The following is a 10,493-nucleotide window of genomic DNA, read 5'->3' as shown; positions in this document are numbered from 1 at the left end:
AGGCCGACGCCCGCACGTCTCGGGGGAGTTCGCGCACCGCGTGAGCTTCAGCCATGACGGCGGCGACTTCCTGAACTACTCGGCACGGGCCTGGTTGCTCGACGGCGACGACCGCCGTCCGCTGGTGTCCGAGACCGGGTACTGGCGTGTTCCCCGCCCGGCCACCGACGCGGATGCCGGACCCGCGCTGCTGCCGCCCACCGAAACCGCCCCGCGGCGGACCGCCGACGACGTCGAGGCGCTCCGAACCGCCGAGGGCGGCTTCCCGCTCGAGGTGAGCCTGGCGCACTCCAACGGCGTTCTCGAGCTGTACCTCGGTCAGGTCCGCGGTCCGCGGATCGACCTGGCGAGCGACGCCGTCGTGCGCACCGCGGGCGCCAAGCCCTACGCCTCCGCGACCCGCATCTACGGGCTCGTCGACGACCACCTGCTGTGGGCGTGGGACATCGCCGCCTTCGGCCGCGAGCTCGCGTCCCACGCCTCGGCGCGACTGGCACGGGCCGAGTGATGGTGTCTCTCACCGAGGTTCCCGGGGCCGTCGTCGACGACGGCGGTCTGCGCCACGTCGGCTCGCCCCTCGCGGAGCAGCGGCGGCTGGCATCCGGTTCCGCGCTCGCGCCGCTGGGCGATCGCCGCGTGCTGTCGGTCGGCGGTCCCGACCGGCTGAGCTGGCTCGATTCCCTGTCGTCGCAGGCGCTCACGCACCTTCCCGCGGGGGTGTCGACCGAGATGCTCATCCTCGACCCGAACGGCCGCGTCGAGCACGCGGCGTCGGTGATCGACGACGGTGAGACCGCCTGGCTGATCGTGGATGCCGCTGACGCCGAGCCGCTCGCGGCCTGGCTCGGGCGCATGCGCTTCCGTCTGCGCGTCGAGGTGCGCGACCGGTCCGACGAGGTCTTCGTCGTCGGCGGCACCCGCGCTGCGGTCGCGGGGCTGAGCGCGCTGGCCCCCGCGGGCGTCCCGGTCGTGTGGGTCGACCCGTGGCCCGACGTCTCTCCCGGCGGCTGGGCCTACGCCCGCGTCGAGGATCACCCCGGTGCCGAGCGCGACTGGGCCGAAGCGGTGGTGGATGCCACCGAGTTCGACCGCATCGTCGCCGCGGCCGTGGCCGGCGAGGTCGCCCTCGCGGGGCGCGAGGCCGTCGAGGCCCTGCGTGTCGCGGCGTGGCGTCCGCGGGTCGCGGTGGACGCCGACGAGCGCCTGCTGCCGCACGAGATGGACTGGCTCCGCACCGCCGTGCACCTGTCGAAGGGCTGCTACCGCGGCCAGGAGACGGTCGCCAAGGTGCACAACCTCGGCCACCCGCCGCGTCGCGTGGTCGCGCTGCAGCTCGACGGGAGCGACAGCGTACTGCCCGCGCGCGGTGACGTCGTGCGCGTCGGCGACGACGCGATCGGCGCCGTGACCTCGGTCGCCGTGCACTTCGAGGAGGGCCCGATCGCCCTCGCGCTCGTCAAGCGCACCGCTCCGGCCGACGTGACGTACGTCGTCGACACCGCGGACGGTCCGATCGCCGCGGCGGTCGAGACCGTCGTCCCCTCCGACGCGGGCGCGACCGCCGGCGTTCCCCGGTTGCCGCGCCTCGGGCGCCGCCGCGCCGCGGAATGACCGCCGAGGAGCCCTCGACGACGCTCGGCGTCGTCGTGCCGCGCTCGCGCGTGCGCACGACCCTGCGGCGCCGATGGGGGCGCGTGCGGGAGTCGCTCCCCGCGATCGTGCAGATCGTGGTCGCTGCGACCGCGGCGTTCGTGTTCGCGCACTTCGTCCTCGGACACAGCGTGCCTCTTCTCGCTGCGACCGTGACGGTGTCGAGCCTCGGGCTGGTGCGGGACGCCCGGCCGTGGCGCGTCGCCGAGACCGTCGCCGGAATGCTCGTCGGCATCCTCCTGGCGGAACTCGTGCTCCTGGTCGCGGGTGCGGGGTGGTGGCAGATCGCGGTGGCGATGTTCGTGACCCTCGTTGTCGCGCGCTTCCTCTCCCCGCAGCCCGGATTCGCGCTGTCGGCCGTCGTGCAGTCGCTCATCGCCCTGGTGCTGGTGACGGGCGCGCCGTTCGTCCGCCTCATCGACGGCGCGGTCGGGGGAGCAGCCGCCCTGCTCGTCACAGCACTGATCCCGCGGACGCTCCGGCGCACCGAGCTCCGCGATGCCGACGAGCTGTTCGACGCGTTCGATGTCGCGACCGCGACGATCGTGCGGGCGCTCCGGCGCGGCGACCGTGCGCGCGCCGAGCGGGGGCTCGAGCGCGCGCGAGCGCTGCAGACCTACGTCGATGCGTGGAGCGGTTCGCTCGAATCGGGGCAGGAGGTCGCCCGCATCTCGCCGTTCCTCCGCCGCCAGCGCACCGAACTCGAGCGCCATGCGCGCGTCCGCGCGGCGATGGACCTCGCCACCCGCAACCTCCGCGTCGTCGCCCGCCGCGCCGCCTACCTGTGCGCCGACGGCCAACCCCGCGCGGTGCCCGCCGATCTCCTCGCCGAGATCGAGCGCGGTGCCGGCCTCGTCCGCGACGCCCTCGACGACGTCTCGGTCGAACCCGCGGCCCGTGCCGCACTCGCCGCCCTCGCGAGACGACTCGACCCGGCGCAGATTCTGCCCGAGGGCAACATCGGTGAGCTCAACCTCGTCGCGGCCCTGCGCCCGCTGACGGTGGATCTGCTCGTGGCGACCGGGATGCCGTTCGCCGAGGCGCAGGCCCTGCTTCCGCGGGTCTGACTCACGCCGGGGCGACGGCGTCCCAGTCGACGCCGACCTCGCCCAGCCGCCACCGCGACCGTCCCCGCACCGGCCAGCCGTCCGCGGCCAGCGCCTCGATCGCCGTGCGCCAACGGTGCACGGGCCCGAAGGGCGCGACGGAGGCGGCGCGATTCCACTCGCGCTGCAGTGCCGCGACGTAGTCGTGCACGCGCTCGCCGGGGACGTTCCGGTGGATCAGCGCCTTCGGCAGGCGCTCGGCCAGGATCGCCGGGTCGTCGAGCTCGGCGAGCCGCAACGAGACGGTCAGGCTCCGGGGGGCGGCGTCCGCCCCCACCTCCACCCACGTCACGACGCGGCCGATCTCGTCGCACGTCCCCTCGACCAGGATGCCGTCGGGCGCGAGCCGCGCGCACATGCGCGCCCACGCGTCCGCGACGTCCGCCTCGTCGTACTGCCGCAGCACGTTCATCGCGCGGATGACCGCGGGGCGCCGACCGTCGGGTGTCGGCACCTCGAAGCCGCCCCGCGCGAAGCTCACGCCCTCGACCCCGACCGCCTGCGCGCGGGCCCGCGCGACGCGGTCGGGATCGATCTCGAGGCCCAGGACCGTGGCATCCGGTCGAACCCTCGTCAGCCTCGCGTGCAGCTCGAGCGGGGTCACGGCGCTCGCCCCGAACCCGAGGTCGACGACGAGCGGATCCGCGGCCCGTCGGAGCACCGGATGCCGCGCGATCCAGCGGTCGACCCGTCGCAGGCGGTTGACGCCCGTCGTGCCCCGCGTGGGGCGGCCGACGGGGGAGGGAGTCACTCCGACATGATGCCAGGCGCGGCCCGGAGGAGACCCGTCGGCGTCGCTAGCATGGAGACATGCCTCACACGCTGATCCTCCTCCGCCACGGGCAGAGCGAGTGGAACAAGACCAACCAGTTCACCGGCTGGGTCGACGTCCGGCTGACCGACCAGGGGAAGGCCGAGGCCCAGCGCGGCGGCGAGCTCCTGAAGGAGTCGGGCGTGCTGCCCGACGTCCTGCACACCTCGGTGCTCAGCCGCGCGATCCAGACCGCCAACATCGCGCTCGACGCGGCGGACCGCCTGTGGATCCCCGTCAAGCGCTCGTGGCGCCTGAACGAGCGCCACTACGGCGCGCTGCAGGGCAAGGACAAGGCGCAGACGCTCGAGGAGTTCGGCAACGAGCAGTTCATGCTGTGGCGCCGCTCGTTCGACGTTCCGCCGCCGCCGCTGCCCGCCGACGACCAGTACAGCCAGGTCGGCGACCCGCGCTACGTCGGCATCGACGGCGAGGTGCCCGACACCGAGTCGCTGAAGATCGTCATCGACCGCATGCTGCCCTACTGGCACAGCGACATCGTCCCCGACCTGCAGGCCGGCAAGACGGTCCTCGTCACCGCGCACGGCAACTCGCTGCGCGGTCTCGTCAAGCACCTCGAGGGCATCAGCGACGCCGACATCGCAGAGCTGAACATCCCCACCGGCATCCCGCTCGTCTACCAGCTCGACGACGACAAGAAGCCGCTCGGCCCGGGCGAGTACCTCGACCCCGAGGCCACCACGGCCGGAACCGCAGCGGTCGCCGCGCAGGGCGACAAGAAGTAACGCACACGGCAACGAGAAGGGGGNGGAAGCCACNNGCATCCACCCCCTTCGACGTTCGCGGCGTCAGACCACCGGGGTCGGGGTGACGTCGTCGGCGCCGGCCCAGTCGCCGGTGGCGAGGTAGACGACCTTCTTCGCGACGGAGACCGCGTGGTCGGCGAAGCGCTCGTGGTAGCGGCTGGCGAGGGTCGCGTCGACCGTGGCCGTGGCCTCGCCCTTCCAGGAGTCGCCGAGGACCTTCTCGAAGACGCTGACGTGCAGCTCGTCGATGTCGTCGTCGACGTCGCGGATCTCCTCCGCGATCCGGAGGTCCTGCGTGCGGAGCAGCTCGGCGAGGCGGCGGGCGACCTCGACGTCGAGCTCGCCCATGCGGGTGAACGTGCTCTTGAGACCCTTGGGGATCGCGCGCTCGGGGAACCGCGACCGCGCGAGCTGGGCGATGTGCTCGGCCATGTCGCCCATGCGCTCGAGCGACGCGCTCACGCGGAGCGCCGTGACCACGATGCGCAGGTCGCGCGCGACCGGCTGCTGGCGGGCGAGGATCTCGATCGCGAGCTCGTCGAGGGCGACAGCCTTCTCGTCGATGATCGCGTCGGCCTCGATGACCTCCTCCGCGAGGGAGACGTCGCTCGAACCGAAGGCACGCGTCGCACGGTCGATGGCGACCGCGACCAGCTCGGCGATCTCGACCAGTCGGTTCTGGACGTCCTCGAGGGACTGGTGGAACACTTCGCGCATCGCGATACCTTCCTCGTCGGCGGCACGGCACACATACGTCCCGCGACCCTCCGGGATTCTTCCGAGCGAAGGTTAACGAGTGGTGCTGTGACAGTGAATAGTATCTGTTGGCTGTGGTCGGCCCCGTCTGAACGGCCGGTGACGTCCGAAGGGCGGCTTTACGCTGGAGCCATGGATCACACGCAGCTCTCGCTGCTCGCGCTCCTCGTGGGAATCATCGTCGGGAGCTCCGTCGTGGGCCTCATCGTCGTCGCGCAGCGCGCCCGGGACCGGGCTCTCGCCCAGGGCTCCTCGGAGCTCCCCGAGGGTGTGGAGTCCATGCTCGGCGCCCTCGACGACCCGGCGGTCGTGTGCGACACGTCGGCGACGGTGCTCGCGCTCTCCCCGGCCGCCGAGGTCTTCGGACTGGATGCCGGCTCCGCCATCGTCGACGAAGATCTCCGCCGCGTCGCTCGCGCGGCGCGCGAGAACGGCGCCCCCGTGAGCGAGACGCTGCGCCTGCGGCGCGGAGCCGCGCCGGCGGAGCCGCGGCTGGTCGCCGTGCGCGCCGCCCCGCTGTCGCCCCGCCTCGTGCTGCTCGTGCTCCGCGACATCACCGAGCGCGAGCGCGTCGAGGAGATGCGTCGCGACTTCGTGGCCAATACCAGTCACGAGCTCAAGACGCCGGTGGGTGCGGTGAGCCTCCTCGCCGAGGCGATCGAGTCCGCCGCCGACGACCCGGCGCAGGTGCGGTACTTCTCGGGCCGTCTGCAGGCCGAGATCCAGCGTCTGTCCGCCCTCACCAATCGCATCCTGAGCCTGTCCCGACTGCAGGCCTCGGACGAGCTCCGCGACGTGCGCGACGTCTCGATCGACGAGGTCGTGACCGCCGCGATCGAATCCCACACGATCCAGGCCGACTCCGCCCAGGTCACCGTCGTGCGGGGCGGCACGAAGGGACTCTGGGTGCGGGGCGAACCGCAGATCCTCACCGAAGCCGTCGGCAACCTCATCGCCAACGCGATCGCGTACTCCCCGCAGGGCTCGAAAGTCGGGGTGGGGATCAAGCTCGACGAGGACGTCGTCGAGATCGCCGTGACCGACCGGGGGATCGGCATCCCGGAGAGCGACCAGCACCGCGTGTTCGAGCGCTTCTACCGCGCCGACCAGGCCCGCTCGCGCCGCACCGGCGGCACGGGTCTCGGCCTCTCGATCGTCAAGCACGCCGTGCAACGGCACGGCGGCGAGGTCCGCCTCTGGTCACGACCCGAGCGCGGCTCGACGTTCACCATCCGCCTGCCCCTGTCCGAGGCACCCGACCTCGACCTCGTTCGCCCCAAGGCGCGTCGCAAGAGCCGCAAGTCCGGTACCGCGACCCGTCCCGCACCCGTGAAGGGAGACACCGCATGACCCGCGTTCTGATCGTCGAGGACGAGCCCGATCTCGCCGACCCGCTCGCCTACCTGCTGCGACGGGAGGGCTACGAGGTCGAAATCGCCGAGGACGGCGCGCTCGCCCTGGCGGCCTTCCGGGAGCGCGGAGCGGACATCCTGCTGCTCGACCTCATGCTCCCCGGGATGCCGGGGACCGAGGTGTGCCGCCAGCTGCGGCTGACGTCGCAGGTGCCGATCATCATGCTGACCGCCAAGGACTCCGAGGTCGACATCGTGGTGGGCCTCGAACTGGGCGCCGACGACTACGTCACCAAGCCGTACTCCACGCGAGAGCTCCTGGCCCGGATGCGCGCGGTCCTGCGCCGTCGGAGCCCCGAGGAGTCGGACATCGACGAGCGCATCCTCAGCGGCGGCCGTGTGACCCTCGACATCGACCGCCACACCGTGTCGGTCGACGGCACCGAGATCAACATGCCCCTCAAGGAGTTCGAGCTCCTCGAGGTACTGATGCGCAACGCCGGTCGCGTGCTCACGCGCGGTCAGCTCATCGACCGGGTGTGGGGGACCGACTACTTCGGCGACACCAAGACGCTCGACGTGCACATCAAGCGCATCCGCTCGCGCATCGAGCAGAGCCCCAGCGAGCCGTCCATGCTCGTGACGGTGCGCGGACTCGGCTACCGCTTCGAGGCCTGACCCGCGGGAACGACGAAGGCGCCGACGGAGAACCGTCGGCGCCTTCGTGTTGCCCGCGCGGGCGGAGATCAGGAGGACGGCGTCGGCGACGGGGTGGCCGAGGGCGTCGCGGGGATGAGCGTGCTCGTCGGCGTGGGGGTCGGCGCGAGCGGCGCGAGGTACTCGAGTGCGCCGTCGAGGACGGGGACCTGCACCAGCGCGCCCTCGGCGTCACCGGACTGGAAGTAGACCGGAACCGTGGAGCCCGGGGCGCCCTCGAACCCTTCGAGGGCGAGGGGCTTCACCTTGTTGGTGAGGTCGCCGAGGCTCACGGTCGAGCTGGCGGGGACGTTGACGGAGGCGCGGACGGTGCTGCCGCCCTCGCCGACCTCGAGGCGCAGGGTCTGCGACTGGTTGGTGTCGTTCACGATCGCGGCGACGAAGTTGCCGGCCGTGCCTTCCTCGTCGGCCACGATGAGGGCGTTGCGCACCTGCAGCGGGCCGGACTCGGGCACGTTGACCCCGTCGGAGGCGGAGTACTCGATCGTGGTCGCCTGGGGAGCGATGAGGTTGCAACCGGTCGTTCCCAGAACGACGGCGGCACCAACGGCCAGGGACGCGAACAGGCGCGTTTTCACGGATCCTCCCGGAACGACAGACGGCATCCTGATCATCCTACGGGGTCGGTGACCCGCGCCCGGCCCGGGGACCGCTCTCGCGGGCGTCTCGCGCGCGGGAAGGAGAGCTGCCGGGGGAGGGGGCGGAACCTTAGCGCATGGGGGCCTGTGGTATCCTGGATGTTGCCGAAAGGACATAACTCCATGCTTTTTGAGGTTGGCGAGACCGTCGTTTACCCGCACCATGGCGCGGCCACGATCATCGAGGTCAAAGAACGCGTCATCAAGGGCGAGACGAAGAAGTACCTGAAGCTCAACGTCACGCAGGGCGACCTGGTCATCGAGGTCCCCGCCGAGAACGTCGACCTCGTCGGCGTCCGCGACGTGATCGGCAAAGAGGGTCTCGACCGCGTCTTCGAGGTGCTCCGTGCGCCCTTCACCGAGGAGCCGACCAACTGGTCGCGCCGCTACAAGGCGAACCTCGAGAAGCTCGCTTCGGGTGACGTCATCAAGGTGAGCGAGGTCGTCCGCGACCTGTGGCGCCGCGATCAGGACCGCGGCCTGTCCGCCGGTGAGAAGCGCATGCTGGCCAAGGCCCGTCAGATCCTCGTGTCCGAGCTCGCTCTGGCCGAGAAGACCGACGAAGACCGCGCGAGCGTCGTCCTCGACGAGGTCCTCGCGTCCTGACGTCCCGCGCGGTTCGTCCGCGCGTCCGCGCTAGCGTGGTCGGGTGATTCCCGCACCCGTCCCGCGTCTGGCCGTCATCGTCGTGGCCGCCGGCTCCGGCACCCGCCTCAACGGGGGTGCGCCGAAGGCGTTCGTCGGTCTCGACGAGCACACGATCCTGCGTCACGCGTTGCGGGGGGTCTTCGCCGCTCCGCGCGCCCAGGTGGTGATCGTCGTGCCCGCGGGCTTCGAGGGGGCCGCGCTCACCGACGCCCGCGAGATCGCCGGTGACCGGATCGACCTCGTCTCCGCCGTGCCCGGGGGAGCGACGCGGCAGTCGTCCGTCGCCGCGGGGCTGGCGGCGCTGTGGGCCGACATCGACACGGTCCTCGTCCACGACGCCGCCCGTGCGCTCACGCCGATCGCGGTGTTCGAGCGTGTCGTGGCGGCTCTCGACGACGGCGCGCTCGCGGTCATCCCGGCCGTCCCGGTCGTGGACACCATCAAGCGCGTGGATGCCGCGGGGGCGATCGTCGCGGCCGTCGACCGGTCGGAGCTCGCCGCCGCGCAGACCCCGCAGGGCTTCCGCCGCGGCATCCTCGAGGAGGCGTCGCGCGCCGCGGACGCCGACCACACCGACGACGCCGCGCTCGTCGCCGCTGCGGGTCACCCCGTGATCACGGTCGCGGGCGACGAGGCATCCTTCAAGATCACCACCGGTCCCGACCTCGACCGCGCGCGGGCGCTGATCGCGGAGGCCGCGCCTCTCCCGGTGCGGCGCGACGCTCCCGCCGTCCCGCGCGTGGGCATCGGCACCGACGTGCACGCCTTCGGCGGCGACGGCACGCTGTGGCTCGCGGGCCTGGAGTGGCCGGGCGAGGAGGCGCTGTCCGGGCACTCCGACGGCGACGCCGTCGCTCACGCCATCGTCGACGCCCTTCTCGCTGCGGCCGGCCTCGGCGACATCGGCACGCACTTCGGCACCGACCGGCCCGAGTTCGCCGGCGCGCACGCCGAGGCGTTCCTCGCTCACACCCGGAATCTGCTCGGCGAGGCGGGCTGGCGCATCGGCAACGTCTCGGTGCAGGTGCAGGCGAACCGGCCGCGCTTCGCCGGTCGTCGGGAGGAGGCCGAGCGCGCGCTGTCGGCCGCGCTCGGGGGCGCACCCGTGTCGGTGAGCGCGACCACGACGGACGGACTCGGCTTCACCGGCCGCACCGAGGGCGTCGCGGCGTTCGCGACCGCGCTGGTCGTTCCGGCCTAGATCTCGCGCGTCATGAACGTCGACAGCGGATCCGGGCGGTACGACCCGAACGGCGGGCACTCGACGAAGCCCTCGCTCGCGTAGAGACCGCGCGCGGCCGCGAAATCGTCACCGCTCCCGGTCTCGAGCCACAGGGTCCGGATGCCACGCTCCCGCGCCTCGGCCATGATGTGCCGCAGGATGGCGCGTCCGATCCCCTGGCCGAGGAACCGCTCGGTGACACGCATCGACTTCAGCTCCCCCGCGTCATCGCCGAACGGGGCGAGCGCCCCGATGCCGGCGAGTTCACCGTCGACGCGCGCCGACCACAGCGACGCCCCGTTGTCGACCAGGGCGTCGGCGTCGAGCGCGTGGCAGCTCTCGGCCGGCGTGTTGGCCAGCATCCCGGAGACGTGGGCCGTCACGAGGGCGCGGGTGTCGGGAACGCTGACGTCGTCCCGTGCGATGTCCAGGGGCATTCTGCGACCCTAGCGCCGGCATGTTTCGTGCACGGGTCGCCGTCAGGGGCGGCCGGTAGGCTTGTGCGGTGACCGTCCGGCTGTATGACACGAAAGCGCAGGCTCTGCGCGACTTCGTCCCCGTCGACCCCGCGAACGTCACCATGTACGTCTGCGGCCCCACCGTGCAGTCCGGCCCCCACATCGGACACGTGCGCGCGGCCCTCGCGTTCGACGTCCTCCGCCGCTGGCTCGCCCACCGCTTCGGTCGCGTCACCTTCGTCCGAAACGTCACCGACATCGACGACAAGATCCTCGCGAACGCCACCGACACCGAGCCGTGGTGGGCGCTGGCCTACCGCATGGAGCTCGAGTTCTCGCGGGCATACGCCGCCGTCGGCATCCTCCCC

12 protein-coding genes and 1 pseudogene are annotated in these 10,493 nt (G+C 72.2%); 9 read left to right on the top strand and 4 right to left on the bottom strand.

Translation table 11 applies throughout. The features are described 5' to 3' along the window. The 3 genes from I5G_RS10125 to I5G_RS10115 all read left to right on the top strand — a co-directional run. Positions 1 to 508 (top strand): FABP family protein (locus I5G_RS10125; protein ID WP_022878955.1); only part of this gene is annotated, 508 nt, incomplete at its 5' end. Continuing rightward, positions 508 to 1,611, top strand: a complete 1,104-nt coding sequence (locus I5G_RS10120; protein ID WP_022878954.1) for a folate-binding protein YgfZ — start codon at positions 508 to 510, stop codon at positions 1,609 to 1,611. The genes I5G_RS10125 and I5G_RS10120, both read left to right, overlap by 1 nt. Then, positions 1,608 to 2,717, top strand: coding sequence for an aromatic acid exporter family protein (locus I5G_RS10115; RefSeq protein ID WP_022878953.1), 1,110 nt, complete (start codon positions 1,608 to 1,610; stop codon positions 2,715 to 2,717). The genes I5G_RS10120 and I5G_RS10115 overlap by 4 nt, the downstream gene beginning before the upstream one ends. A gap of 1 nt (position 2,718) precedes the next feature. On the opposite strand, the gene I5G_RS10110 is transcribed toward I5G_RS10115, so the two are convergent. Further along, positions 2,719 to 3,507, bottom strand: coding sequence for a trans-aconitate 2-methyltransferase (locus tag I5G_RS10110; RefSeq protein WP_022878952.1), 789 nt, complete (start codon positions 3,505 to 3,507; stop codon positions 2,719 to 2,721). A gap of 59 nt (positions 3,508 to 3,566) precedes the next feature. Here I5G_RS10110 and I5G_RS10105 point away from each other — a divergent pair, with 59 nt between their 5' ends. After that, entirely contained in the window at positions 3,567 to 4,313 is a 747-nt protein-coding gene (locus I5G_RS10105; protein ID WP_022878951.1) for a phosphoglyceromutase, read from the top strand. Positions 4,314 to 4,376: 63 nt separating this feature from the next. Here I5G_RS10105 and phoU read toward each other — a convergent pair whose 3' ends face one another. Further along, positions 4,377 to 5,051, bottom strand: coding sequence for a phosphate signaling complex protein PhoU (phoU, locus tag I5G_RS10100; protein ID WP_022878950.1), 675 nt, complete (start codon positions 5,049 to 5,051; stop codon positions 4,377 to 4,379). A 171-nt stretch (positions 5,052 to 5,222) separates the two neighbouring features. Between phoU and I5G_RS10095 the strand changes: the two genes are divergently transcribed. Beyond that, on the top strand, positions 5,223 to 6,440 hold the full coding sequence (locus I5G_RS10095) for a cell wall metabolism sensor histidine kinase WalK (protein WP_022878949.1): 1,218 nt from the start codon (positions 5,223 to 5,225) through the stop codon (positions 6,438 to 6,440). Next, a complete protein-coding gene (locus I5G_RS10090) occupies positions 6,437 to 7,120 on the top strand; it encodes a response regulator transcription factor (protein WP_022878948.1) in 684 nt (227 codons plus the stop codon). Before I5G_RS10095 ends, I5G_RS10090 begins: the two co-directional genes overlap by 4 nt. A 68-nt stretch (positions 7,121 to 7,188) precedes the next feature. On the opposite strand, the gene I5G_RS10085 is transcribed toward I5G_RS10090, so the two are convergent. Continuing rightward, on the bottom strand, positions 7,189 to 7,737 hold the full coding sequence (locus I5G_RS10085) for a hypothetical protein (RefSeq protein ID WP_022878947.1): 549 nt from the start codon (positions 7,735 to 7,737) through the stop codon (positions 7,189 to 7,191). 183 nt (positions 7,738 to 7,920) lie between these two features. On the opposite strand from I5G_RS10085, the gene I5G_RS10080 reads away from it, so the two are divergent. Both I5G_RS10080 and ispD read left to right on the top strand, forming a co-directional pair. Continuing rightward, entirely contained in the window at positions 7,921 to 8,403 is a 483-nt protein-coding gene (locus tag I5G_RS10080) for a CarD family transcriptional regulator (RefSeq protein WP_022878946.1), read from the top strand. 43 nt (positions 8,404 to 8,446) lie between these two features. Beyond that, a complete protein-coding gene (ispD, locus tag I5G_RS10075) occupies positions 8,447 to 9,646 on the top strand; it encodes a 2-C-methyl-D-erythritol 4-phosphate cytidylyltransferase (RefSeq protein ID WP_022878945.1) in 1,200 nt (399 codons plus the stop codon). Here the strand turns inward: ispD and I5G_RS10070 are convergent. Continuing rightward, a complete protein-coding gene (locus I5G_RS10070) occupies positions 9,643 to 10,104 on the bottom strand; it encodes a GNAT family N-acetyltransferase (RefSeq protein ID WP_022878944.1) in 462 nt (153 codons plus the stop codon). The genes ispD and I5G_RS10070 overlap by 4 nt on opposite strands. 68 nt (positions 10,105 to 10,172) lie before the next feature. Here I5G_RS10070 and I5G_RS21765 point away from each other — a divergent pair. Continuing rightward, positions 10,173 to 10,493, top strand: a pseudogene (locus I5G_RS21765) (cysteine--tRNA ligase); the annotation flags it as partial.

Source organism: Microbacterium sp. B19 (assembly GCF_000333395.1).
Lineage (GTDB): Bacteria > Actinomycetota > Actinomycetes > Actinomycetales > Microbacteriaceae > Microbacterium.
This window is presented reverse-complemented; position numbering and strand designations above follow the sequence as displayed.

Bases quoted from the DNA above. Each gene is read 5' to 3' on its own strand.
- I5G_RS10120 (WP_022878954.1), top strand. From the start codon at position 508: ATGGTGTCTCTCACCGAGGTTCCCGGGGCCGTCGTCGACGACGGCGGT.
- I5G_RS10115 (WP_022878953.1), top strand. From the start codon at position 1,608: ATGACCGCCGAGGAGCCCTCGACGACGCTCGGCGTCGTCGTGCCGCGC.
- I5G_RS10105 (WP_022878951.1), top strand. From the start codon at position 3,567: ATGCCTCACACGCTGATCCTCCTCCGCCACGGGCAGAGCGAGTGGAAC.
- phoU (WP_022878950.1), bottom strand. From the start codon at position 5,051: ATGCGCGAAGTGTTCCACCAGTCCCTCGAGGACGTCCAGAACCGACTG.
- I5G_RS10095 (WP_022878949.1), top strand. From the start codon at position 5,223: ATGGATCACACGCAGCTCTCGCTGCTCGCGCTCCTCGTGGGAATCATC.
- I5G_RS10090 (WP_022878948.1), top strand. From the start codon at position 6,437: ATGACCCGCGTTCTGATCGTCGAGGACGAGCCCGATCTCGCCGACCCG.
- I5G_RS10080 (WP_022878946.1), top strand. From the start codon at position 7,921: ATGCTTTTTGAGGTTGGCGAGACCGTCGTTTACCCGCACCATGGCGCG.
- I5G_RS10070 (WP_022878944.1), bottom strand. From the start codon at position 10,104: ATGCCCCTGGACATCGCACGGGACGACGTCAGCGTTCCCGACACCCGC.